This is a genomic window from Cutibacterium sp. 37298 (genome assembly GCF_023838685.1).
GTDB lineage: Bacteria > Actinomycetota > Actinomycetes > Propionibacteriales > Propionibacteriaceae > Cutibacterium > Cutibacterium acnes.
Window position 1 is genome coordinate 203,716 of sequence record NZ_JAJNRJ010000001.1, and the last position, 22,791, is coordinate 226,506.

Annotated in this window: 22 protein-coding genes, 3 tRNA genes and 2 pseudogenes; 13 read left to right on the top strand and 14 right to left on the bottom strand. The window is 60.3% G+C overall.

Going from position 1 to position 22,791, the window contains the following annotated elements; translation table 11 throughout:
* Window positions 1-56: 56 nt before the first annotated feature.
* From LRP59_RS00995 to LRP59_RS01005, 3 genes are read right to left on the bottom strand one after another with little or no spacing between them, the layout of a single operon-like run.
* Window positions 57-1,466: a lipopolysaccharide biosynthesis protein gene (locus LRP59_RS00995; RefSeq protein ID WP_002514626.1), complete on the bottom strand. Its 1,410-nt coding sequence runs from the start codon at window positions 1,464-1,466 to the stop codon at window positions 57-59.
* The gene (locus LRP59_RS01000; protein WP_171011480.1) at window positions 1,463-1,912 is read right to left on the bottom strand and encodes a nucleoside deaminase; all 450 of its coding nucleotides are present in this window, start codon (window positions 1,910-1,912) and stop codon (window positions 1,463-1,465) included. Before LRP59_RS01000 ends, LRP59_RS00995 begins: the two co-directional genes overlap by 4 nt.
* A 36-nt stretch (window positions 1,913-1,948) precedes the next feature.
* Window positions 1,949-2,581 carry a tRNA adenosine deaminase-associated protein gene (locus LRP59_RS01005; protein ID WP_032499833.1) on the bottom strand — a complete coding sequence of 211 codons (633 nt, stop codon included), beginning with the start codon at window positions 2,579-2,581 and terminating at the stop codon, window positions 1,949-1,951.
* Between the two features lie 215 nt (window positions 2,582-2,796).
* Here LRP59_RS01005 and upp point away from each other — a divergent pair, with 215 nt between their 5' ends.
* On the top strand, window positions 2,797-3,423 hold the full coding sequence (gene upp / locus LRP59_RS01010) for a uracil phosphoribosyltransferase (protein ID WP_002519548.1): 627 nt from the start codon (window positions 2,797-2,799) through the stop codon (window positions 3,421-3,423).
* Entirely contained in the window at window positions 3,420-4,163 is a 744-nt protein-coding gene (locus LRP59_RS01015; RefSeq protein ID WP_002514630.1) for a MaoC/PaaZ C-terminal domain-containing protein, read from the top strand. The genes upp and LRP59_RS01015 overlap by 4 nt, the downstream gene beginning before the upstream one ends.
* Window positions 4,164-4,199: 36 nt before the next feature.
* Here LRP59_RS01015 and LRP59_RS01020 read toward each other — a convergent pair whose 3' ends face one another.
* Window positions 4,200-4,769, bottom strand: a complete 570-nt coding sequence (locus LRP59_RS01020; protein ID WP_002520788.1) for a YbaK/EbsC family protein — start codon at window positions 4,767-4,769, stop codon at window positions 4,200-4,202.
* Window positions 4,770-4,908: 139 nt separating this feature from the next.
* Here LRP59_RS01020 and LRP59_RS01025 point away from each other — a divergent pair.
* The 3 genes and pseudogenes from LRP59_RS01025 to LRP59_RS01035 form a co-directional block, all read left to right on the top strand.
* Window positions 4,909-5,121 (top strand): annotated as a pseudogene (locus LRP59_RS01025) (isoamylase); the annotation flags it as partial.
* Window positions 5,122-5,409: 288 nt separating this feature from the next.
* Complete coding sequence (locus tag LRP59_RS01030) at window positions 5,410-5,556, top strand: glycosyl hydrolase family 13 (RefSeq protein WP_032499834.1); 147 nt, start codon at window positions 5,410-5,412, stop codon at window positions 5,554-5,556.
* Between the two features lie 207 nt (window positions 5,557-5,763).
* A complete protein-coding gene (locus LRP59_RS01035) occupies window positions 5,764-7,644 on the top strand; it encodes a potassium transporter Kup (RefSeq protein ID WP_002533694.1) in 1,881 nt (626 codons plus the stop codon).
* Window positions 7,645-7,698: 54 nt separating this feature from the next.
* Here the strand turns inward: LRP59_RS01035 and LRP59_RS01040 are convergent, their stop codons facing one another.
* Window positions 7,699-8,409: a type 1 glutamine amidotransferase gene (locus LRP59_RS01040; protein WP_002514634.1), complete on the bottom strand. Its 711-nt coding sequence runs from the start codon at window positions 8,407-8,409 to the stop codon at window positions 7,699-7,701.
* Between the two features lie 133 nt (window positions 8,410-8,542).
* Here LRP59_RS01040 and LRP59_RS01045 point away from each other — a divergent pair, with 133 nt between their 5' ends.
* Window positions 8,543-8,728, top strand: a complete 186-nt coding sequence (locus LRP59_RS01045; RefSeq protein WP_002514635.1) for a PLDc N-terminal domain-containing protein — start codon at window positions 8,543-8,545, stop codon at window positions 8,726-8,728.
* Between the two features lie 81 nt (window positions 8,729-8,809).
* Here the strand turns inward: LRP59_RS01045 and LRP59_RS01050 are convergent.
* Together LRP59_RS01050 and LRP59_RS01055 are read right to left on the bottom strand one after the other, a co-directional pair.
* Window positions 8,810-8,882 (bottom strand) — tRNA-Arg (locus tag LRP59_RS01050).
* 234 nt (window positions 8,883-9,116) lie between these two features.
* Window positions 9,117-9,206 (bottom strand) — tRNA-Ser (locus LRP59_RS01055).
* A gap of 221 nt (window positions 9,207-9,427) precedes the next feature.
* On the opposite strand from LRP59_RS01055, the gene LRP59_RS01060 reads away from it, so the two are divergent.
* Entirely contained in the window at window positions 9,428-11,284 is a 1,857-nt protein-coding gene (locus LRP59_RS01060) for an LCP family protein (protein WP_014604248.1), read from the top strand.
* 48 nt (window positions 11,285-11,332) lie between these two features.
* On the opposite strand, the gene LRP59_RS01065 is transcribed toward LRP59_RS01060, so the two are convergent.
* Window positions 11,333-12,304: a LacI family DNA-binding transcriptional regulator gene (locus LRP59_RS01065; RefSeq protein WP_002533283.1), complete on the bottom strand. Its 972-nt coding sequence runs from the start codon at window positions 12,302-12,304 to the stop codon at window positions 11,333-11,335.
* A gap of 40 nt (window positions 12,305-12,344) precedes the next feature.
* A complete protein-coding gene (galK, locus tag LRP59_RS01070) occupies window positions 12,345-13,580 on the bottom strand; it encodes a galactokinase (RefSeq protein WP_002514638.1) in 1,236 nt (411 codons plus the stop codon).
* A 218-nt stretch (window positions 13,581-13,798) separates the two neighbouring features.
* Here galK and LRP59_RS01075 point away from each other — a divergent pair, with 218 nt between their 5' ends.
* Both LRP59_RS01075 and LRP59_RS01080 read left to right on the top strand, forming a co-directional pair.
* The gene (locus LRP59_RS01075; RefSeq protein ID WP_002514639.1) at window positions 13,799-15,508 is read left to right on the top strand and encodes a sodium:solute symporter family protein; all 1,710 of its coding nucleotides are present in this window, start codon (window positions 13,799-13,801) and stop codon (window positions 15,506-15,508) included.
* A 64-nt stretch (window positions 15,509-15,572) separates the two neighbouring features.
* Window positions 15,573-15,791, top strand: coding sequence for a hypothetical protein (locus tag LRP59_RS01080; protein WP_002519553.1), 219 nt, complete (start codon window positions 15,573-15,575; stop codon window positions 15,789-15,791).
* Between the two features lie 103 nt (window positions 15,792-15,894).
* On the opposite strand, the gene LRP59_RS01085 is transcribed toward LRP59_RS01080, so the two are convergent.
* The 4 genes from LRP59_RS01085 to LRP59_RS12055 form a co-directional block, all read right to left on the bottom strand.
* Window positions 15,895-16,386: a hypothetical protein gene (locus tag LRP59_RS01085; RefSeq protein ID WP_002520795.1), complete on the bottom strand. Its 492-nt coding sequence runs from the start codon at window positions 16,384-16,386 to the stop codon at window positions 15,895-15,897.
* Between the two features lie 68 nt (window positions 16,387-16,454).
* Window positions 16,455-16,540, bottom strand: a tRNA-Ser gene (locus tag LRP59_RS01090).
* Window positions 16,541-16,735: 195 nt separating this feature from the next.
* Window positions 16,736-17,221 (bottom strand): hypothetical protein, encoded by a 486-nt coding sequence (locus LRP59_RS01095; protein ID WP_148378623.1) that lies wholly within the window; start codon window positions 17,219-17,221, stop codon window positions 16,736-16,738.
* Window positions 17,222-17,640: 419 nt separating this feature from the next.
* Complete coding sequence (locus LRP59_RS12055) at window positions 17,641-18,291, bottom strand: hypothetical protein (RefSeq protein WP_002514643.1); 651 nt, start codon at window positions 18,289-18,291, stop codon at window positions 17,641-17,643.
* 139 nt (window positions 18,292-18,430) lie between these two features.
* Between LRP59_RS12055 and LRP59_RS01100 the strand changes: the two genes are divergently transcribed.
* Together LRP59_RS01100 and argG are read left to right on the top strand one after the other, a co-directional pair.
* The gene (locus LRP59_RS01100) at window positions 18,431-19,432 is read left to right on the top strand and encodes an NAD(P)H-quinone oxidoreductase (protein WP_002514644.1); all 1,002 of its coding nucleotides are present in this window, start codon (window positions 18,431-18,433) and stop codon (window positions 19,430-19,432) included.
* Window positions 19,433-19,631: 199 nt separating this feature from the next.
* A complete protein-coding gene (gene argG, locus LRP59_RS01105) occupies window positions 19,632-21,056 on the top strand; it encodes an argininosuccinate synthase (protein WP_187361755.1) in 1,425 nt (474 codons plus the stop codon).
* A gap of 93 nt (window positions 21,057-21,149) precedes the next feature.
* On the opposite strand, the pseudogene LRP59_RS01110 reads toward argG, so the two are convergent.
* A pseudogene (locus LRP59_RS01110) lies at window positions 21,150-21,332 on the bottom strand (hypothetical protein); the annotation flags it as partial.
* Here LRP59_RS01110 and LRP59_RS01115 point away from each other — a divergent pair.
* Together LRP59_RS01115 and LRP59_RS01120 are read left to right on the top strand one after the other, a co-directional pair.
* Window positions 21,244-21,438: a DUF4282 domain-containing protein gene (locus tag LRP59_RS01115; protein WP_230613997.1), complete on the top strand. Its 195-nt coding sequence runs from the start codon at window positions 21,244-21,246 to the stop codon at window positions 21,436-21,438. The pseudogene LRP59_RS01110 and the gene LRP59_RS01115 sit on opposite strands and share 89 nt — an antisense overlap.
* A 101-nt stretch (window positions 21,439-21,539) precedes the next feature.
* Window positions 21,540-22,748: an MFS transporter gene (locus LRP59_RS01120; RefSeq protein ID WP_002514646.1), complete on the top strand. Its 1,209-nt coding sequence runs from the start codon at window positions 21,540-21,542 to the stop codon at window positions 22,746-22,748.
* Window positions 22,749-22,791: the final 43 nt, after the last annotated feature.

Genomic DNA, 22,791 nt, shown 5'->3' on the forward strand with positions numbered 1-22,791 from the left:
GTCGCCACACACCAAAATCCGAATGTCAGGAACGCATCGGGTAGGCGTCGAGAGCGTCAGGGACGGTTGCTCTCGTCCTCGCTTGTAACCTCAGCCTCCTGCGCAGCCTCGACCTCGCCGTCCAACTTCACATTCTTCTGGTCAAATCTCTTCGCCACCACAAGCGCCAGCCCGATGTAGAACACCAGGAGTCCGGCCATGATGAAGGACATCTGATAGATCGTACCGACGATCGACAGGTGACTAAGGTTCAGGTAGGTCAGCGGCACCGCCGCATACACGATCGCGAAAACCAGCGCGATGCCATTGTTTCGGGTCACGATGAACATATTTGAGATCGGCGAGGTGACAAAATTGACGAAGAGCCACGGCACCAGCGCCACCGCGATGTCCGCCGATTGGTGAAATTTCGCACCCAGCAGCCACGGAAGCACTGGCGGGATGAGTAAGTACAGCAGCCCGAACGGCACAATGCCGATGAGGAAGGATCTCACGACCGACTTTTTGACGGTTTGGTAGAACCTCCCGGCATCAGAAACCGACAATTTCTGGAAGAACACCTGGGATAGTGCCTGGTTGATGACGGACGCTGGCATCTGCATGAGGGTCCACGCGATCGAGAACCGTCCATATCCCGACGTCGAAAACCTCACCATGATGATCATGTTGACGCCCTGCTGACGAATAGCGTCGACGATGACATTGGGCGCCGTCAACAACGGCAACTGACGATACTTACGCATCAGGGTGCGTAGCGGAACCTCTGCCTCCTTGATGCCACGCAGGTCCGAGCCCAACTGACGCCGGAAGTTGTTAAGAGCCAGACACTTGCCCAAGAAGGTGGCGATCACCTGGCCGAACGCCCCCAGGGAGACCGCACACGACCCGATCCTTCCCGCCGCCGTCGTCGACTGGCACCACACCGCATTGGCCCCGATGACACCGAAACGTTTACGTCGATTAGCCCAGAAGTTCACAACGTTCACCTGGGCATACGTGAAGGTGCTCGGGCCCACCGCCAACAACCACCACCTGGCCTGGGGCTTGCCCAGCAGGGCGCTGAGATAGGGGCCGAGCGGAACCATCGCTGTCATCGCGACCCCAGAAACGATGGCATTGATGCGGGTCGCCAGTCGGAATACCCGCTTGGCCTCCGAATCGTCACGAGGCAGCACGATGGCCATGTCGTAGCGCAGTGCGGCAGCGGGGATGACGAACTGGGATACCGCCATGATGGCGCCGTAGATACCCCAATCAGCTGGGTCAATATGGTGGGTGACGTAGAGGGTGGCCAGAGCTGCAATCAGCTGAGCCAGGCCGGTGCCACTAATAACCTTCGTCACTGAAGCGAGGAACTCATGGCGCTGGATGTATGCCCGAGTGCGCGGGAACCGGACCCGTTTCTCCCCGGGCTGTGGTGTCGCCCCGGATCTTGCGGGTGTCGGTTCCGTCGTCGTGTTGGTCACCCGTCCACGGTACAGGCCCGATGTCCGTCAAAGAATTCGCGCAATAGGGCAGACGACTCCTCGGCCATCACACCTGTGACGACTTTCGGCCGGTGTGGCAGCCTCGGATCGCGCATGACATCAAAGAGGGAACTGACGGCACCGGCCTTCGAATCAAAGGCTCCAAAAACCACCCTCGGGATCCTCGCAGCAACAATGGTTCCGGCGCACATGGTGCATGGTTCCAAGGTGACGACGAGGGTGCAATCACCGAGGCGCCAGCCATCACGAGCTTCCGCGGCACGACGGATGGCCAGCACCTCCGCGTGGGCCGTCGGGTCGCCGGTACGCTCCCGTTCGTTGCCAGCCTCGGAAAGGACTTCGCCGTCAGCGCCGAGAATCACCGCGCCGATAGGAACGTCGCCCCACGTGGCGGCGCGGCGCGCCACGTCAAGCGCCTGGGTCATGGCCTGACGCCAACCCGGCATCGGACCGGCCACAGGTCAGCGCGCCGAAGTGTTAGCGGCCCGCTCGAACTGCGGCCCGAAGTGAACCCGGGCAGCAATATCGGACAGGATCTCGTCAGAATCCTCGTCAGCGTCAGCGAAAGCCTCCATGTCAAACTCCCCCAGCCCAGCGTCAGCAAGCATGTCGCCGTCACCCATGGTCTCGGGATCGTCATCGGGATCAGGAATGTCCTCACCGAGGAAATCAGCGACATCGCGGGCTATCGGCCAATCGTTGGCCTGGGTGGCGTCGGACAGAAAGACCTGCACATTTCGGCCACGCACCCGGACGATGACGTAAAACTGGTGGTCGATGGACACCATACCGACAGCGCCAGCATCACCGGGCAAACGCCTCAGCTGGGTGATGAGCTCATCGAAGTCATTAGCGAGCATCGGTTCCATAGGAACTGCGACGCGCTCACCGTCATCGTTGTAGAGGGCTACTACAAAGTCGATCTCGTCCTCGCTAGCGTCCTCGAGATCGTCGTCATAGTCATCATCGTCGTAATCGTCGTCCCCGTCATCGCCGTAGTCGTCGTCATCAGACAACTCGTCGTAATCATCGAGATCGTCGTAATCATCGACGTCATCGTCGGGGACGAACTCGTTATCGTTGAACCGGGACATGACGACCTCCTTGGGGGCGGCGAACGTCTCCATCGTTGCAGACATTTCGTCGGGGAAACAGTCGCAAGGCCAATTTACCCGCCACATTCTCAGGAAGCACCACGCTCCCCTACCCGGCCCCACTGTCCGTTCCTGCCAATACGTAATCAGACCGGGAGCCGAATGCTACCAACGCGCCCCCATGTGCCAAGGTTAGACTCGTGGAACTCAACGTCATGGATCATCCGCTCGTCTCCCATAAGTTGACCTTGTTGCGCTCGGTAGACACCCCCAGCCCGGTTTTCCGCCAGCTTGTCGAGGAACTTGTCACCCTCATGGCTTACGAGGGCACCCGCGAGGTGCGCATCGAGCCAACCACCGTCACCACCCCGCTCACCGCCACCGAGGGCGTCGCCCTGACCCGCCCTAAGCCCCTCGTGGTTCCGATTCTGCGCGCCGGCCTGGGAATGCTCGAGGGCATGATGCGCCTCATCCCGTCAGCTGAGGTCGGCTTCGTGGGCATGGCCCGTGATGAGGAAACCCTCCAACCGATGACCTACGCTGAGCGTCTCCCCAAGGATCTCTCTGGCCGTCAGTGCTACGTCCTCGACCCGATGCTGGCTACCGGCGGTTCCCTAGGCGGCACTGTCGAGTTCCTGGTCCGCCGCGGCGCCGACCACATCACCTGCCTGTGCATCCTGGCTGCCCCTGAAGGCATTGAGAATTTCCGCAAACTCGTCAGGGACCTTGACGTCCCCTGTCACCTCATCGTCGCCGGCTTGGACGATCACCTCGACGAGCACGGCTACATCGTCCCCGGCCTAGGTGACGCCGGCGACCGTCTGTACGGCCTGGCGGAATGACTATCCTGCGCCCAGCCGACCTGCGTGGCTTAGCGGCTTTACTTGGCTCCCAAGAACCCCACGCAGTCGTCCCACCATGCTGGCATTGGGGACTCCTCCTCGACCCGGTCATCCCCGGCAACCTCGACGAGAACGGTTACGTGATCGGCTCACCGATCACCCCAGAACCGGGCATGATGAGGATGTTCGCAGGCGGACGGGTGCGCACCATCTCCCCGCTGGCTCTCAACAGCGAGACCTCGCGCACCACCAAGGTGGCCTCAGTCACCGACAAGAAGGGTCATCGTGGCCTGCTCCACTTCGTGACAATGAGGTCCACGTGGTCCCAGGACGGCCGGGACTGCCTTGTCGACGACCAGGACTACGTCTTTATGCCGACTCACTCCGCAGGTCCATCGCCAGAGGGCGCCGGTCACACCGGCGGCAACGGCTTCCTGGTAACCGAGCCCCTGTTAGTGACCTTTTCAGCCCTGACAGCGAACCCGTATCGGATCCACTGGGACCGCGATTTCTGCCGCAGCGCCGGACATGACGGCCTGGTGGTCCACGGACCATTACAAGCCCTGCTCATGGCTCAGGCGTTTGCGGACACGGGCACGGACTTCACAGGTAAGCAGTTTTCTTACCGGTTCCGCGCCGCCGTGACGGCCCCGACTCGACTCACCGTCGGCATCGAGGAAGACGAGGCCAAGGTCCGTCGCCCCGATGGCACCGTGACCGCTACGGCAACCCTAGGATGAGCGATGTTGAGAGCGGCGCACCAGCCCCAAGTAACCTCAGTTCGCCAACCCCGCGACGACTTCAGCGCCGGGCAGGGAGAGTACATCGCCTCCACTGACGATGAGCTTCGAACTGCGCAGCCCTGATCCAATACACACCGCTTCGGCCTCGGCTACCCGTGGATCGATCCAGATCGGCCACTCAGCGGGCAGCCCTACCGGAGTGATACCGCCGTATTCCATCCCGGACATGCCGACAGCCTCGTCTATCGGCGCGAAGGATGCTTTACGGACGTCGAGCTTTTTGCGCACGACTTTGTTGACGTCGACCCTGGTCGTCGCCAAAACCAGGCATGCAACATACTTTTCGATGTCACCACGCTTCCCCCTGACGATGACGCAGTTGGCGCAGGTCTCTGGGCCTTCACCGAACGCCTCGCACAGCGCCTCGGTATCAGCAATCTCAGGACCAATGCTGAAGACGACTGCCGACGGCAACTCGGCAACTCGACCGGCGACCGTCGCGGCCAGCAGCTCGGGGTGGTCGGCAGCGGGCAGGTGTTCAACGGAGTCATACATGTGGCCCACCGTAGCCACCGTCGATCCATCGACGAGGCCATCTCTCATGCGTCGGCGGATACCGTTGGTTGCGGTTGTTCCGACGACAAGGAGAACGATGACCGATGACACGACCGCAGACGGTGGCGACTCCCTCCCAAATGCCAACGACCCCATCCCTACCGACTATGCCGACCGTGCTCAAGGCATGGGCGTCTGTCTCATCGACGGTAACGCTGCGTTCCGGGTGTGGGCACCGCATGCTGAGGCCGTCGCCGTCACCGGAACCTTCGATGACTGGGCAGCTCAGCCGACCGGTAATAAGAACGACGCTAAACAGGTCCGCTCGGCGAAGTTCCAGCTCGTCAGCGAGGACAACGACTACTGGTACGGTCAGGCGGCCGGAGCGCGGGTGGGCGACGAGTACCGCTTCGTTCTCATGAACGGCGGGCAGGTGATCTCCCGCATCGACCCTTACGCCCGCCACGTGACGAACTCGATCGGCAATGGCATTATCACCGACCCCAATTCTTACGACTGGGAGGGTGATGACTTCACTGCTCCACCGACGAACGAACTCGTCATCTACGAGATGCACGTCGGAACCTTCTTCGACAAAGATCCCAACGACGACAAGCCCGCAGAGTTGGGGGATGTCGAGTCCAAGATCGACCACCTCACCCACCTGGGCGTCAACGCCGTCGAACTCATGCCTCTTATGGAGTTCGCCGGCGATTACTCATGGGGCTACAACCCTGCCCACATCTTCGCCGTCGAGAGCGCCTATGACGGCCATCCAGCCTCTGCGACCCTCGTCCTGCCGCCCTACAGCGCCATTATTGTGTCGCGAGCGTAACGGCGTCACCGCATCTCAGATGTGACGAAAACAGCATCACAGAGGAGCTCACGGTCACTTTTCCCGCCCATGCGCTACGTCCGATTCGCCGATCAATTTGCAGGTGAGGCGATAAGGTCCATACTTTCTTGAGTGATTCGCAGCCATGAACGGCAGGAGGTGGCCAAAGCCACCCAGCCGATCGCTGATCGTGAACCGATCCGATCCATGAAACCTGGACTAGCCCTAGCCGCATTAGGAATCGTCTTCGGCGATATCGGCACCTCAGTCCTTTACTCTCTCCAAACGGTGTTCTCCATGGAGAACCATGCCGTGCGCCCAACCCACGGTGACGTCATGGGGATCATCTCGATGATCTTCTGGTCGATCCTGCTCGTGGTGTGTGTTAAATACGTCATATTCGTTATGCGTGCTGACAACGACGGCGAAGGGGGCATCCTTGCCCTGATGGCCTTGGTGCGTCGGCTCATGGCTAGCCACAAGGGCACTGGCATGACGGCGCTCCTACTCGGCATCGTCGGCGCCGGCCTATTTTATGGAGATTCCTTTATCACCCCAGCGATTTCTGTGATGAGCGCCGTGGAAGGCCTCACGGTGGCCAACCCGGATGCAGAAAAGATCGTTCTGCCAGCTTCGGTCGTCATTCTTACCCTCTTATTCATCGTGCAGAGACGGGGAACGGAGGTCATTGGCAAGGCCTTCGGGCCGGTAATGGCGACCTGGTTCCTCACCTTGGCGGCCCTGGGTATTCCGTGGATCATCCACCACCCGGTTATCATTACGGCCTTGTCTCCACACTGGGCAATCCTGTTTTCCATCGAGCGTCCAGCGATGGCTTTCATTGCGATGGGCGCGGTCGTCTTGACGATTACCGGCGCCGAGGCGCTATATGCCGACATGGGCCACGTCGGGGCTCCGTCGATCCGACTCGCCTGGTTCGGCCTTGTGCTCCCCTGTTTGCTCATCAACTACCTGGGCCAGGGGGCCATGATCCTGTCGCACCCCGACTGGATCGATAACCCGTTCTTTAGGATGGCTCCCGACTGGGCGACTATTCCGCTTGTCACCATCGCCACAATGGCCACCGTCATCGCTTCTCAGGCAGTCATCTCGGGGGCGTTCTCGATGAGTTCAGAGGCCGCCCGCCTGGGGTTACTGCCGCGCCTCGGCGTGCGTCATACCTCGAAGTCCGAGGGCGGCCAAATCTATATCCCAGAGGTCAACTGGACCCTCTTTATCGGCGTGCTAGCCCTCATCCTCATCTTCCAGACCTCGTCGAAACTAGCCACGGCTTATGGTTTGGCCGTGACCGGCACCTTCCTCCTGACGACGAGCCTGTTTCTGGTGCTGGCTCACCGGGCATGGCATTGGCCGATGTGGGCTCTCATCTTTTTTGGTGTCATTGTCGGCGGCGTCGAGTTATCGATTTTCTCCGCCAATCTGTTGAAGATCGCCTCTGGCGGCTGGATCCCGCTGTTGTTCGCAACCATCGTCGTCATCATCATGACGACGTGGCGACGCGGCACCGCCTACATCGCCAAGCAGCGACAAGATGATGAGGGGCCGCTGGACGACTTCCTCAACTGGATGCACGAAACCAAGCCAACCCGCGTCCCTGGCCTGGCCGTTTACCCGCATCCTGGGCGGGCAACAACCCCGTTGGCCCTGCTTAATAACCTCAGGTTTAACCATGTGCTGCATGAGCACAACATCATCATCTCGATAGTGGTGGAGAACGTGCCGCACGTGCGGCACGTCAACCGTATTGAGAAAGTAGACCTCGGCAGACCCACCGACGGCATCACTTATATCGCGTGTCACGTCGGGTTCACCGATTCCCAGGACGTCCCCAAGGCGCTAGCTCTGGCGGCGGCCAAGTGTCCTTGGCTCAAGGATCATCTCGACGAGGCGATCTACTACCTCTCCCTAGTAGACGTGAAGCGGGACGAACCACAACAGGGTGCGCAAATGGCTGGCTGGCGCAAGATGCTTTACATCACTATGTCGCGCAACCAGGCCGATCGCACTCGGGTGTTCCGGATACCGCGCACTCGCGCGGTGGTTATGGGTGAGGCCGTCGCCTTGTGACGGTCTGTCGCTGATACTCACAACTAATTCCCGAGGCCTACTGAGCCTCGGGAATCACCTTTTCTCAGGGTCTATAAGTTCCTGGAATCGCGCCGCGAAAGCCTCTTCGGCATTGACGGTGTCGATGTCGCGACGCACCGTCTCTGCTGCCGTGACGGCCTCTGACCAAGGAAGACGCTGCTGCCATTCTTTCTCACCGTGGCCGATAGTCCAGGCATCGAAGATTTCGGGAGTGCACTCGGGATGAAACTGTACCCCCCATGCACGCTCAGCGAACCTGACGGCCTCGATCTGACCGGTGGGATCGCGCGCCAGCAGAACGGCGTCCTCGGGCAGGACGACCGCAACATCGTTGTTGAAATGAATACCGCGATGTCCGTCGTAGACCGACAGCAGCGGGTCCTTCTTTCCCTCCGGGGTGAGGTGCATCTCGGCCGCTCCAAGGCAGAAATGGTCGGAGGTGCAGACCTGTCCTCCCAGCGCGACGGTGGCGAGTTGGTGACCCAGGCAGATGCCGAGGAAGGGCGTACCTGCCTTCACCGTCCGGGCGATGAGCTGGCGGGTGGGGGCGAGCCACGGAGCCTCAGCATCATCCTGACAGCTCATAGAGCCGCCTAGCACCACGAGTGCGTCAGCGTCCACAATCGGCGGCACCGGATGGTTCCAGGCGTTGATCTCGACGACGTCTGCCCCGGCGTTGCGCCAAAGTTGCCCGAGTCTGCCTGGGCTGCAGGAGGGCTCGTGAACGATGAAGATCTGCGTCATGGGGAAACACTACGGGCTTTCTGTCACGGCCGTATGCCAGAGCTGCTGCAACCGGGGTACAGATTTCGCCCGACCGGACGTCAATTGCTGCTACTACGTGACGGGCGGGCGGGGCTGCTGTCAATTTTCGCCCATGATTCTGTCGGTCTCGGCCATCACCGTTCCGATCATCGCGTTCGTCTTTGCTCTTTTGTCGATTCTCAGATCGGACTACGTGACGGGCGCGGGAAGGGTGACCTGGATCGTCGTCTGCTTCTGCTTCCCACTTGTCGGACCGATTGTGTGGTTTATCGCAGGTAAGAGCACAGGGCTGAATTGAGACGCGGATATTCCTGCCTGCTTCCGGAAAGAGCCTCCTCAAGACGACGAAACCCCACCACAAAGGCGGGGTTTCCATCTGCGCGCCCGGAGGGATTCGAACCCCCAACCTTCTGATCCGTAGTCAGATGCTCTATCCGTTGAGCCACGGGCGCATTGCGCTGTGCACGTTGCTAAACATTACAGCTCTTGATTCCGTAATGCAAATTCGCGTAATTCAGTCCCCGGAAATCCGCCTGGCAAGCGGGTTTCCGGAACACTAGATGCGGGACACCAGGCCGCCGAGGGGTATCGTCGATCCCAACTTCAGGACCTTCATCCGAGGCACCAAACGGCCCCACCATGCACAAAGCCCGGCGCCCCTCATATTAAGAGTCACCGGGCATCCGCGGAGGTGGCGGGATTTGAACCCGCGATGGGATTACCTCCCAAACCCGCTTAGCAGGCGGGCGCCATAGACCTGACTAGGCGACACCTCCAAGTGCCGTGTCAGCCTACCCTCTCAACCCCCAACCCTCCAATTCCGGGCCGCGACAACGCGCCTCATCGACACTGACACGCCTCTGACAAGGGACGTCTGCGCTGCGCAGGCACTGAGGCAGTTACGATCGCCATCCACCAGCCAGACGGTACCGCCCCGCATTGGGTGCAGCGGTTAACATGGGGTCCGCCCCATCGACACTTACGGAAAGGGATGTGCATGGCTGACGCGTCGCGCGGCGCCAACTCGCCGTCTCCACGTCACGCCGCTCAACCGGATTGGATGAACGATCCGGAGGCCAATGAGGACACACATGTCCTGCGGCGGGCGGATCTCAGGGCAGCCGCCCGGCCACCGACGCGTTCCCCGCGTCCACGCCGGTCCGCTGCTGAGCCCCCTGTTAACGCCCCACAGCCCCTCCTCAGTGAGCCGAAATCCCGCCCTACCCCAGCCCGACGAGCTGCAACCGCCAAGTCTTCACCAGCTAGCCGCAGCCGCCGCAGACCGTCGCGGTGGAACGAGGAGGCCAGACGCAACCATGCCTTCAACACCTGCCTGGGATGGACGGTACTTGGGGCCATCGTCCCCGGCTTAACCCTGTCTCGTAGCCGTGCCCCGCGTCGCCGCGTCACAGGCCTGACGATCATCGGTCTTCTCCTCATTGGGCTGACCATTGCCGTTTTCTTCATCCTGGCTAACCCGACAGTTGCAGCGTCGATCGTCGTGCGACCCAAGTTGCTCACCGCTCTGACCTGGGGCTTGCCGAGTCTTGCCGTCGCCTTGGTGGCATTGCTGACCTTCTCCCACCTCGATCTTCGACCTCAGGGCATCACCCGCGGACAACGCTGGGTCTCGACCATCCTTGTCACCGCATTGTGTACCACCATCGCAACGCCGCTAGCTGTCGCTGGCCGGTATGCCTACGATCAAGACCACATGCTAGGCCGGATCTTCACCGATAAGCGGTCCGGCACCCGCCCATCCATCAACTACAACCAGGACGTCAAGGCGATTTGGGCGGCCAAGCCGCGAGTCAACGTCCTGCTCGTCGGCGCCGACGACAGCAAGGTGCGTAACTACCGCGCCGAGAACTCCATGAACACTGACACGATCATGGTGGCGTCGATTAATACCTCCAACGGTGATACCTCGATCTTCCAGATCCCCCGCAACACCGCGAGAATGCCATTCCCGCCTGATTCGCCGCTGCACAGGGACTTCCCCAACGGTTTCGTCGGGAAAGACGGTGACGGTGACAACCCCGACTACATGGCTAACGAGATCTGGTCGACGGTGAAGGCCCACTACGTCGACCGCATGGGCGCGACCGACTACCCCGGAGCCGACGCCCTCAAGCTAGCCACCGGAGAGGCCCTCGGTCTCAAGATCGACTACTTCGTCATGCTCGACATCGACGGCCTTCAGAAACTCATCGACGCGCTCGGCGGAGTGTCGGTGAACATCAACGAGCGCCTGCCCATCGCCGGCAATACCGAAGGCAAGAGGCCGGACGGTTACCTCGAGATTGGCCCCAACCAACACCTCGACGGTTACCACGCCATGTGGTACGCACGGTCGCGCTCAGCGAGCACCGACTACGACCGGATGGGACGCCAGTCTTGCCTTATCAAAGCCGTTCTTGACCAAACCAGCCCGCAGACTGTGTTGACTCGCTTCGAATCGATCGCTGATGCTTCCGGGCAGATGGTAGTCTCTGACATACCGCAGGGAATGCTACCGGCCTTCGTCGACCTCGCCATCAACATGCGTGACGCCAACATCAACCGCGTCGTTTTCACCAATGGCAAGCACGGATTCTTCTCTTCCCGCCCGAATTACGATCTCATCCGCAAACAGGTGGAGGCCGCCATCCATGGCGTCTCTGCGTCAAAAAACAAGAACAAGCCGGTAACGCGGGCTTCGTCTGCTAACACCCACAAGACCGCCATGGCGCCGCCGAGCCACAGCGGGTTAAAGAAGTCCCCGCAGACCCCCGCTCCACGCCCGTCACCCGATAACCACGACGTCTCCCAATCTGTGACTGACGCCTGCGCCTATAACCCGCAGCAGCCCTGACGCCTCTCCTGGGGCCGCGCCTGTGCGGTTCGTAGGTGTCGCTCGGGGTCAATGTCGCGGGGGTGCGGTACTCTCCCGAATCACCAACGGGGCCGGGACCATGACCGACTTCCTCGGAGCACCCTGCAACTGGGCTAGGAGCTCCTCGGCGAGGCGTTGACCGACCGCCGCGAAGTCCTGTCGCACCGTCGTCATCGTCGGCCACACCGTATTTCCCAGGACGTCGTCGAATCCCACCACAGACATATCGTCCGGGATCCTGACACCCATATCGTGCAGACCGATGACGGCTCCTGCCGCCATTTCGTCATTGCTGGCCAACACGGCTGTTGCTCCGGCGTCCTTGAGGTAGCTTGCCGCATCGCGTCCTGACGAGGCCGTCCAGTCCCCGATGATGACATCGGGGATCTCGCGGTCGTTGGTCTCCAAGCACTCTTGCCAGGCCTGGCGGCGTACCACAGCCTGGCGGGAATAGTCCGGGCCGCTGACGAGGTGGACTGTGCGATGCCCCAATGCCAAGAGATAGTTAACGGCGGTACGCACACCGGAGGCCTGGTCACATCCGACGGTCGAGAAACGACTGCACGGAGAGCCAGCCATCACGACTGGGGTTCCCGGCGGTACCTCAAGGTCCTCGGGATGGTCAAGCTCAAGCCCCTCAATGATGAAGCCGTCGACTCGCCCCGCCATCCGCTTCATCGCGCGCCGGTACGACCTGACGGAGTCGTCAGCAGGCTCAAGACGATCAAGGACGACGGCAAGCTCGCTGCGGCGGGTGGCATCGACAATGGCTTGAACGGTCCGCAGCTCTCCGGTGTGTGAAAGGTCGGTAGCAAGGACGCCGATGGCACTCGTGCGGCCCGAGCGCAGGCTGCGAGCAGCCACATTGGGCGAATAGTCGACTTCGGTCATGGCCTTGAGAACCTTGTCGACAGTTTTCTTGCGCACGGCGTCGGAGTTGTTGACGACCCGCGAGACGGTCTGTTGGGATACCCCGGCAGCCGCGGCGACATCACCCATTGAGGGGCGAGACGGTCCTCGGCGCTGCCGCTCGGTCATATCACTGCACCCTCAGGGCAGCAGGGCCAGGGGTAACGACGTAGAACTCGGGGTGGGCGAAACCGGCCTCCCGGAAGGAGTCCGCGACCTGCGTGGCAACCTTGTTACGAACGTCGCGATCGACCAGAGCGATGGCGCAACCGCCGAATCCGCCGCCAGTCATCCGCGCGCCAAGAGCACCAGCAGCGCGGGCCGCGTCGACAGCGGTATCCAGTTCGGGACAGGTGACCTCGTAGTCGTCACGCAGGGAGTCGTGGGAGGCGTTCATAAGCGGCCCCACTTCGCGGATTTGGCCGGTATCGAGGAGCTTAACGAACTGGGTAACACGGTCGTTCTCAGTGACGACGTGGCGGACGCAACTAGCCATCCCTTCGTCATCGAGGGCGGCCACGGCGGCCCCCAAGTCACCGACGTCACGCAGGCTACCAACTCCGAGGATGCGTGCGGCATTCTCGCAGGCCCGCCGTCGCGCCTCGTACTGGCCGTCGACCAGCCGGTGGGGAGCACAGGTGTCGATGACAAGCAGTTCTAGGTCGGCGGTGGCCAGGTTGAAGGGGACTTGACGAACCGACCAGTCGTCACAATCGATGAGGAGGGCGTGACCCTCGGTAGTACGCAGCGAAGCGGTTTGATCGAGCCCTCCAGTGGGAGCCTCAGCAACCTCGTTCTCCGCAGCGCGGGCAGCATTGACGAGGTCAATACGGCCGGAGTCAGAGTCGGTGAGATCAAGGTCGTAGAGGTCGGCGAGGGCCAGACCGACGCCACACTCGACGGCCGCCGACGACGACAGTCCCGCACCCAGGGGGACGCACGTGACCAGTGCAGCCTCGAATCCCCCGAGGCCATGCCCGGCCTGACGCAGCGCCCATGCGACACCACCGGTATAGGCCTTCCAGCCAGCAACCGCCCCAGGAGCGATCTCGTCGAGGGTTCCCTCCCAGGTGAGAACGCTGTCGTCAAGCTGGGAGACGAGGATGACCTTGTCGTCATCACGGCGTCGAGCAGCGACGTAGGTGCGATGGGGAAGGGCGATTGGCAGGCAGAAACCGTTGTTGTAGTCGGTGTGCTCGCCGATGATGTTGACACGTCCGGGGGCCGCCCAGACGCCATCGGGGCTACCACCAATGTGCCCGCCAAAGAGGTGCCGGGCGCGAGTGGCACCCTCCTCTACCGACCATGCTGTGCCGATCGTCGGGGTCTGGTGATCTGCCGCAATGGCGTGGGGTGTCTGCGACATAAATGGCTCCTTTGCCGGTCAAAATCCCGTGACAACGAGGCTGAGCGTACGACGATGCCAGTGGCGCTGCGTCGACTTCGCTCACTCAAAATGTTTACGTACTCAAAACTACCGGGTGCAGATGCGCTCATGCCGCACCGGGGTCTATGGTTCCCCACGGGGCGACGCCAACGAGGCCGTTCCTCCCCCCGCACCAACCGAAAGGACCACTCCGCACCATGCCGTTGGAGACACTCATCAACGCAGGGTTCGTTGATTACCTGATACTGCTCATTTACTTCGTGTTCGTTCTGGGAATCGGACTGGCCGCCAGACATCAGGTGTCCGACTCCCTCGACTTCTTCTTGTCCGGACGCAGCCTGCCCGGATGGGTGACAGGGCTGGCATTCGTGTCGGCGAACCTCGGCGCCGTCGAGATCATGGGAATGTCGGCTAATGGAGCCCAGATCGGCATCCCGACGGTCCATTACTTTTGGATCGGCGCTATACCCGCGATGGTGTTCCTTGGCATCGTCATGATGCCCTTCTACTACGGCTCCGGTGTGCGCTCCGTGCCAGAGTTCATGCTCAAACGGTTCGGCCCAGCAGCGCACCTCGTTAACGCGGTCTCCTTCGCGCTAGCCCAGCTTCTTATCGCCGGTATCAACCTGTACCTGCTTGGAACCATCGTCCGTGCCCTGCTGGGATGGCCGCTATGGGTTGCCCTCATCGTTGCCGCGATGATCGTGCTCGCTTACATCAGCCTTGGTGGCTTGTCGGCGGCTATTTATAACGAGGTGCTGCAATTCTTCATCATCGTCGCTTCCCTCCTACCCCTTGTCATCATCGGTTTGCATCGGGTAGGTGGCTGGAGTGGCCTCAAGGCCAAGATCACTGCTGCCGCCGAGGCTCATCCTGGCGTCGTGACGCCGGCTGCCCAGCAGCTTCATTCCTGGCCTGGCCAAGCATTGTCCGGATTCGGCAGTCCAGTGATGTCTGTCATTGGCATCACGCTCGGACTCGGATTCGTGCTGTCTTTTGGCTACTGGACGACGAATTTCGTCGAGGTGCAGCGGGCAATGGCATCCGATTCTCTGTCGTCTGCACGCAAGACGCCGATTATCGGGGCCTTCCCGAAGATGCTCGTGCCCTTCCTCACCGTTTTGCCAGGCATGCTCGCTGCGATCCTCGTCCCTGAAATTGCCCGCATGAAGGCTGGTGAGAAGGTTGCTGGTGGCGCGTCAGGTAGTTTCGTCCAGTACAACGATTCTGTGCTGTTTCTCATCCGCAACCTGTTGCCGACCGGTCTGACGGGCGTGGCGATCACAGGTCTGCTAGCTGCGTTCATGGCTGGTATGGCGGCGAATATTTCGGCGTTTAACACCGTTTTCAGCGTGGATATCTGGCAGCACTACGTCATTAAGGACAAGCCCGACGACTACTACGTCAAGGTGGGACGCATTGCCACAGTCATCGCGACCGTCGTCGCCATTGGAACGGCGTTTATGGCGTCCGGGTTCTCCAACATCATGGACTACTTGCAGACGTTGTTCGGATTCTTCAACGCTCCGCTGTTTGCAACGTTTATCCTCGGCATGTTCTGGAAGCGCTCAACCCCGCATGCAGGCTGGTCGGGCCTGGTCGTCGGCACGCTAAGTGCGGTGACGGTGTGGGTTATGAGCCTAGCGGGAGTTTTTACCTTGCCAGGCCAGGGGACGGCATTCCTTGCCGCTACGGTCGGATTCGTCGCAGATATCATCGTCAGCATTGTGGTGTCCCTGTTTACCGAGCCTAAGCCTGCAGCAGAGCTGGTCAGGTTGGTGTACTCGGAGACCCCGAAGGAGCACCTCGTCGACCCACAGGAGAAGGATCTCCCGTGGTATCGCCGTACGGTCCCGCTCGGCATGATCGTGCTCGCCATCACCGTCGTTCTCAACATCATTTTCTGAGGAGCTTGCCATGTCCAACGGAACTGCTACGGCTCGTCGCAATCGCAGTAAGGTCGCTCGCGCGATGGACATTCGGACCGTCATAGGTGTGCTGCTCGGCCTCTACGGAATCATCTTGACGATTACTGGGTTGGTAAAGGGATCTGACGCTCACGCCGACCTGGTGTCTGGAATGTGCCTGCTCGTCGCAGGGGCAGTATTCCTCGTGTGGGTGAGACTCCGCCCGGTCAAGGTGCCGGAAGTAGCCGAGGAGGCCAGCGAGTCGGCTGCAGGAAGGGGCTAAGCCGCCGCGATGTGGCCCGCAGCGATATAAGCCATGCACGTCAGACAACAGCAGTGGCGTTCCAGAGTATTTCCGGAACGCCACTGCCGGGTTAGATGGTAGGTTAAATATTTTGGCGGTATCCGCGTGATTCGTCAAGGCGGTGTGCGACGTCGACGGCGAAGTCGTCCATCTCTTTGGGGTCTCCGATTCCGGGACGGACGATGTGGGTACGCCCAACTTGGCCATGGTAGAGGGTGAGGCGAGACCGTGACTCGGTGAGCGCGACTTTCGTGACCTTGTCCCAGGTTCCGCGGCGATCCTGTCCGGCGCCGTGGATGTGGTAGCCCTCATCATCCAAATCGACGTAGAGCTTCATGTGAACCATGGACCATGCTGCAGTGACAGCCAAAGCGATACCGCAGGCGAGGACGGCGATAAAGATGATGGTCACCACCTCGTGCCAGCTCTTGGCGATGCTGACGATCATGAGGACGGCACCAACGATGGACAAGACGCCGGCAATGATGAAACCACGAATAGGAGGTTCCGGCGACATGACGTGCCTGGTCGTGCCGGGTGGAAGATCCGTCACGTCCATCCTGGGCATCCCCATCTCCCATCATTGCAAGGCTGACATGCGAGAGCCTGGCCCTCGGGTACCGCACCTGGGGACAGGCTCCGTGGCGGCGAGAGTGGGATTCGAACCCACGGAGGTTGCCCTCGGCCGCTTTCAAGGCGGCTGCACTCGTCCACTATGCGATCTCGCCAACCGGGCACGACCCGGTGGCCCCATCTTAGCCATAATTCATCGGGCATATTCATCGTCCCGGACCTAGACCCGCTCATACCTCGCCTAGACGTTGACGAATCCGAACGCGGGCATCGTCCAGTGACGCTAAATTCCGGCCCCTGGACGACGGCAATTACGAGGTTCGCCCTGTCCCGGCAGCATCTGTCAGCCATCACCGTCTTCCGGGTTGTGTGAGCACGCCAATGAGTTCGTTGACCTTCAGCGGCTTAGAGGACGACCGCCTCGTAACGATCTGGCCAGATTGATCACCTGAACGCCATCTCACCTGCCACACCTCAGTCATGCGCACGGTGTAATTTCCTGGGTGCTGGTAGATGTAACCGCAGTCCGGAGATTGGGCTCGCGGATCGGCATTTTTCGGGCGTGGGGTTGAATGAGCGCAGCGGACGGTTTTCTCGCCGGTGTTGTAGATGGTCTCGACTCGTGTGGCGTCAAGGGAAACGATAATTCTGCGCGAGGAATCGCTAGAGGTGTGACGTTCTGACCCGGGATTGTGGAACCATAACGACTGCCCCACTGCAGTAATGTTCCACTTGTTGGCCGAAGGTCGCGGCTCAACGTAGACAACTGGCTTAGCAAGGTGAATATTCGTCGCAAGATCGACAGACCAGTCACGGGCTTCTTCCCGAGTTGACACTTTAGGCCTTACGGGAGATGGAGATGGCGTCGTACGGTTAGGCTTCGGTTCCATTAGACTCAAGTTGAGTCCAAGCAGGTACGGAATCCTAGGACTGGCCAATGACAATATAGATGAGGCGATATAAGCGTCACTCACTCGCCGATCCACTGGCTCTGATGACTTGGGGGACGTGGGGGGTTGACGCTTACCTGCATAGGGGTTACTCCGCCTGTGATGAGAGCCACCATGCCCAGGCGTACCGCGCTTAGCGCCCTCCCGTATTTTGATCCCCGACTTATGATGAGAACCCTTACCTCGATATGTAACCGTCACATTCCCCGTATTTTCCATGTCCGTGATACTAATACCTTGCTCAGCAAAAGCCGGCGTGGACATGAGGCCGACATAAATCACAATAACCCCTAAGAATAGACAGATTACACGACGCATTTATCTACACCCTTAGAGCTAGCAGCAGTAATCACGAGCGACCCATTTTCCTTAGCCATCGACATAATAATCTGGCGTACATTACCTCGAGACACTTCCCCTCCAGACTTATCCACAAACACCCACTGACGCTGATCTACACACGATCTAAGCGTTATTAGATAGGAGTGCTCTGTCTTAATGCGAGACAGAGTTACTTTTCCGAACCCAGCAGACTGGGAAGTTACGTGATGCCCTCGCATTTCCACCTTTTTATAATATTCTTCGAGAACATTTTCCCATGGCCCGTCTACTGTTTTCTGGAGTTCTAGAGGTAAAGATTCACCCCCACCTTCTTGCTCAAAAAGCAGAGTCTGTTCCAGATACGTCTCATAGACCTTCTTCGCTTCCAAGAACAACGCATCCTGCTTCGTCCCTGGAGCCGGCGTTGCCGTCACCTTCACAAACTTCGGCGCCTCCGCACTCGGTGTTAGGGCCGGACTTGGTGTCGGGGCCACGCTCGCAACTGGAGTTATCCCGCCCGTCGCACCAGTGGAATCCTCATCAGCGCCACATGCCACTGTTGCTAGACCGACCATGACAAGGGCCATCATCAAGCACCAACAGCGTCGTCCAGCGCGATCCTGTCTCATCACCATGACGGAATCATGAGGGGCACCACTACCCGTTGAGAACCCTCATGTGTGGCATCTGTGGATAACGCCAGGAAACTGGGGAAAACTTCGTCTGCTTGCGTGAAGGATGTGGGAGCGCTCACCCCTGTGGCAGGCTTAACACATGCATGCGATCACCGTCCGCCCGACCGACAAGACAGACTCCAAGGGGCGCCATCGTCCCGGCCCTGAATGCATTGAATGGACCGAGGTCCCCGCACCGAAACCTGGCCCTGGGGAAGTCCTCGTCAAGGTGAAGGCGGCCGGCATTAATCGCGGCGACCTGTTGCAGCGCCAAGGCCTTTACCCGCCGCCGAAGGGCGTCTCGGAAACCATGGGCCTGGAGGTTACCGGCGTCATTTCCTCCCTCGGCCCAGGCGTCACAGGCTGGTCCGAGGATGATGAGGTCATTGCGCTGCTAGCCGGCGGTGGTTACGCCGAGTATGTCATCGTCCCAGCAGGCCAACTCCTGCCCATCCCCGAGGGCATCGACCCGGTAACCGCGTCAACACTCATTGAGGTTACTGCCACCGTCATCTCCAACATGGACCACGTCGGACTAGCCAGGGGTGAAACCTTCCTCGTGCACGGCGGCGCCGGCGGTATCGGCCAGTTCGCTATCCAATACGCCAAGTCGCTCGGGTGCACGGTCATCACCACCTGTGGCACCACCGAGAAGCAGGAGTTCTGCCGCGCCCTCGGTGCCGACGTCGCCCTCGACTATCACGAGGACTGGGTTGCCGGCATCAAGGAGGCTACGGAGGGTCGTGGTGCCGACGTCATCCTCGACGTCATGGGCGCTAAGTACCTCGACCTCAATGTCGATGCTCTCGCCATTGGCGGGCGTCTCGACATCATCGGAATGCAGGGCGGCGTCAAGGGAGAGCTCAATATTGCAAAGCTCCTCAACAAGCTCGCCTTCGTCACCGCTACTAGCCTGCGCCCTCGCCCCCTTGAAGAGAAAGCCAAGATTTGCCAGCGGGTCCGTGAGGTTGCATGGCCGCTCTACACCAATGGCAGCATCAAACCCGCCCCGGTTGAGTCCTTCCCCATGTCCGAGGCAGGCAAGGCCCACGAACGGCTCGAATCCGGTGAGGTGCTCGGCAAGATTGCACTGACCCTCTGACGCCCTAAGAATCCACAACGACCTGTCATGGCTGACCCATGGCAGGTCGTTTTATGTTCTAGAAGTAGCCCCGATAGTTACGCGGTCCAGCTATTCGCATCCCATCCGCCAGCCGATAGCCGGTACCTCATCATCTCCAGCAACGTTCAGCCCAACCAACCGCATATCCATTTGGAATGATGCATATATATACGCTAGAGTGATTACCGTGTCCAAGGTCATCACTCAGCTTCCCGTCGGCGAGCGCGTCGGCATCGCATTCTCCGGAGGACTCGACACCTCCGTCGCCGTCGCGTGGATGCGCGAAAATGGCGCGGTCCCGTGCACCTACACCGCCGACATTGGTCAGTACGACGAGCCCGACATCGCGTCAGTGCCGGGTCGCGCCCTCGACTACGGCGCTGAGATCTCCCGACTTGTCGACTGCAAGGCAGCGCTCGTCGAGGAGGGACTGAGCGCTATCGCGTGCGGCGCGTTCAACGTTCGCTCCGCCGGGCGCCCCTACTTCAACACCACCCCAATCGGTCGCGCCGTCACCGGCACTCTGTTGGTGCGCGCTATGCATACCGACGACGTCTCCATTTGGGGCGACGGCTCCACCTATAAGGGCAACGACATCGAGCGGTTCTACCGCTACGGCTTACTCGCCAACCCGCAGCTGCGCATCTATAAGCCGTGGCTCGACGAAAACTTCGTCGCTGAACTCGGTGGCCGTGACGAGATGAGCGCCTGGCTTACCACCCACAACCTGCCCTATCGCGACTCCAAGGAAAAGGCCTATTCCACCGACGCCAACATCTGGGGCGCCACCCACGAGGCCAAGAAACTTGAATCCCTGCACGTCTCCATCGAGTCCGTCAACCCGATCATGGGCGTCAAGTTCTGGGACCCAGACGTCAAGATCGATACTGAGGAGGTGACGATCTCCTTCGAGCAGGGCTTGCCCGTCGCCATCAATGGCAAAGAATACGACGATAAAGTCGCCCTCGTTCTGGAGGCCAACGCCATCGGCGGTCGTCACGGCCTCGGCATGAGCGACCAGATCGAAAATCGCATTATTGAGGCGAAATCCCGCGGCATCTATGAGGCCCCGGGCATGGCTCTGCTCCACATCGCCTATGAACGTCTCGCCAACGCCATCCACAACGAAGACACCCTGGAGACCTATCACAACGAGGGGCGTCGCCTCGGGCGGCTGCTCTATGAGGGACGCTGGCTCGACCCGCAGTCCCTCATGATCCGTGAATCTCTCACCCACTGGGTCGCCAGCGCCGTTACCGGATCGGTCACGCTCAAACTGCGTCGTGGCTGGGACTACTCCATCCTTGACACCACCGGACCGAGCTTCTCGTACCACTCTGAGAAGTTGTCGATGGAGCGCGTTGAGGGGGCTGCCTTCGGCCCGACCGATCGCATCGGCCAGCTCACGATGCGCAACCTCGATATCGCCGACACCCGCGAAAAGCTTGAGCTCTACTCTGCGCAAGGCCAGCTCACCAGCCACGCCGACCTCGTCGGACAACTTGAGACCGGCGGCGCAGCAGCTATCGCGTCCAACGGCGACGATGACGATGACAGCCAAAAGGCTCTCAACGCTACCGCAATGGAAGTTGGCGTCGACTGATCGCCACATGTTCGGGCCGCCCGGGATACCTGGTCGGCCCGAATGAGTTTTCTTGAGCCACCTCGCGCCATCAGAAAGGTGACGTCTAGATGGATCATCACGTGACGCGCTACCGCTACGAGCAATAACCCGACGTCTCCCAGCCCTATCCATTATTCTCGCCGTCATCTTGTGGGCTGCTTTCAGCATCGCCTCATTAGCGTCAGATGATAAAGGCAGCACCCCGGTTGCCACCATGGCGATCATCTTCGGTTGGATTCCGTCATTTCTCTTCATTGCCATGACGAGGATGCAGACCGAATTTGTCATCGCACTCATCAGGACCAGCGAGAACTCAGCGTCTATCCGCAACTCAGCATCTATCCGCAAAAGGCTGCACTGACCGCACTACTGTGAGCGGGACTTCGTATCGTCTTGCGCAACCCCACTCAAACTTGGGTGACGGCGAGGTACTAATACGCCACATCGTTATAGAGTGCTTAGGTGCACGGTTACCGGGATGTTATCGCTATTCGGGAGGTGTGGACGACCCTCCTGTTGTCAGCCCTTATCCGGATTCCGATTTTCAGCCTCGGAATCGTCATGAGCGTCCATGTCGTCAGCTCGCTTCATCTGGATTATGTGCGCGCCGGAGCGGTAACGACTGTGGTGACCGTCGCGACCATGATTTCTGGACCATGGCGCGGCAGCATGGTCGACCGCCGCGGGCTGCGGCGCACGATGCTTCCCTCACTCATCACCACCACGATCACGTGGGGACTGTGTCCCTGGCTAGGGTATTTCCCTCTTCTCGTGCTGTGCGCGATCGGCGGGCTGTGGAATTACCCCATCTTCACCATTCCGCGTCAGGTCCTTATGGCGGCTGTGCCCGCGTCACGACGCCGCGCGGCATTGTCACTCGATTCTGTGACCGTGGAGATCTGCTACATGATCGGCCCGACAGTTGCCATCATCGCAGCGACGACAATCGGAACCCGGATTACCATCACGGCATGCGGGTTCGTTGCCGCCATCGGAGCCATCGGCCTGATGGCCCTCAATCCCGCAACAACAGAGCCTTCTGAGGGCAGCCCAGCCCCGCCTGCTACTCCAGCCTCGGCCACGCCGATCGTCCCGGCGCCACGTAGCCGCAAGATGGCGTGGCTATCCCCCCGGTCAGCATCCATCCTCTTTGCAGTCGTTGCCACCGGGTTTTGTCTTGGGGGACTTGAGTTAACGGCAGTCGCCGAGATGAGGTCCATGGGCCACCCCGAAATGATCGGCTGGGTGCTGGCCGCATCCGGGTTTGGGTCAGCCATCGGCGGCACACTGTATGGAGCCTTGCCTCGAGGCGCGTCGACCGCACTTCTCCTCGTATTCCTAGGGACGCTCACCGCCTTACCAGCCTTGTCGCGCGGCCCAGCGTCAACAGCCATCCTGCTATTTGTGGGCGGGGTGTTCTGCGCTCCGACGATTACGTCCTCCATTGATGCGCTGACCGATCTCGTGCCCGCAGACTCACGAGGCACCATCATCGGATGGCAGGGATCATGTCTCAACGGCGGGACGGCCCTGGCAGCCCCGCTCATCGGCGCCATTATGGACGCCAACGGTTGGCAGTGGGGATTCCTAGTCGCTGGAATCGCAGGAGCCGTTATTGGAGCCACCGTGTGGACGGCGGAGAGAGTCGTCCGGAAGCGCCAGGCCGTGTGAGTGGAGCTGGGGACGGCACCAAGGGGAACGAACGTCCTCAGCT

What these genes read in the sequence shown, in the direction of transcription:
- LRP59_RS01000 (WP_171011480.1), bottom strand. Translation starts at nt 1,912, where the DNA reads ATGACCCAGGCGCTTGACGTGGCGCGCCGCGCCGCCACGTGGGGCGAC.
- LRP59_RS01005 (WP_032499833.1), bottom strand. Translation starts at nt 2,581, where the DNA reads ATGTCCCGGTTCAACGATAACGAGTTCGTCCCCGACGATGACGTCGAT.
- upp (WP_002519548.1), top strand. Translation starts at nt 2,797, where the DNA reads ATGGATCATCCGCTCGTCTCCCATAAGTTGACCTTGTTGCGCTCGGTA.
- LRP59_RS01015 (WP_002514630.1), top strand. Translation starts at nt 3,420, where the DNA reads ATGACTATCCTGCGCCCAGCCGACCTGCGTGGCTTAGCGGCTTTACTT.
- LRP59_RS01020 (WP_002520788.1), bottom strand. Translation starts at nt 4,769, where the DNA reads ATGAGAGATGGCCTCGTCGATGGATCGACGGTGGCTACGGTGGGCCAC.
- LRP59_RS01030 (WP_032499834.1), top strand. Translation starts at nt 5,410, where the DNA reads ATGCCTCTTATGGAGTTCGCCGGCGATTACTCATGGGGCTACAACCCT.
- LRP59_RS01035 (WP_002533694.1), top strand. Translation starts at nt 5,764, where the DNA reads ATGAAACCTGGACTAGCCCTAGCCGCATTAGGAATCGTCTTCGGCGAT.
- LRP59_RS01040 (WP_002514634.1), bottom strand. Translation starts at nt 8,409, where the DNA reads ATGACGCAGATCTTCATCGTTCACGAGCCCTCCTGCAGCCCAGGCAGA.
- LRP59_RS01045 (WP_002514635.1), top strand. Translation starts at nt 8,543, where the DNA reads ATGATTCTGTCGGTCTCGGCCATCACCGTTCCGATCATCGCGTTCGTC.
- LRP59_RS01060 (WP_014604248.1), top strand. Translation starts at nt 9,428, where the DNA reads ATGGCTGACGCGTCGCGCGGCGCCAACTCGCCGTCTCCACGTCACGCC.
- LRP59_RS01065 (WP_002533283.1), bottom strand. Translation starts at nt 12,304, where the DNA reads ATGGGTGATGTCGCCGCGGCTGCCGGGGTATCCCAACAGACCGTCTCG.
- galK (WP_002514638.1), bottom strand. Translation starts at nt 13,580, where the DNA reads ATGTCGCAGACACCCCACGCCATTGCGGCAGATCACCAGACCCCGACG.
- LRP59_RS01075 (WP_002514639.1), top strand. Translation starts at nt 13,799, where the DNA reads ATGCCGTTGGAGACACTCATCAACGCAGGGTTCGTTGATTACCTGATA.
- LRP59_RS01080 (WP_002519553.1), top strand. Translation starts at nt 15,573, where the DNA reads ATGGACATTCGGACCGTCATAGGTGTGCTGCTCGGCCTCTACGGAATC.
- LRP59_RS01085 (WP_002520795.1), bottom strand. Translation starts at nt 16,386, where the DNA reads ATGGGGATGCCCAGGATGGACGTGACGGATCTTCCACCCGGCACGACC.
- LRP59_RS12055 (WP_002514643.1), bottom strand. Translation starts at nt 18,291, where the DNA reads ATGGTGATGAGACAGGATCGCGCTGGACGACGCTGTTGGTGCTTGATG.
- LRP59_RS01100 (WP_002514644.1), top strand. Translation starts at nt 18,431, where the DNA reads ATGCATGCGATCACCGTCCGCCCGACCGACAAGACAGACTCCAAGGGG.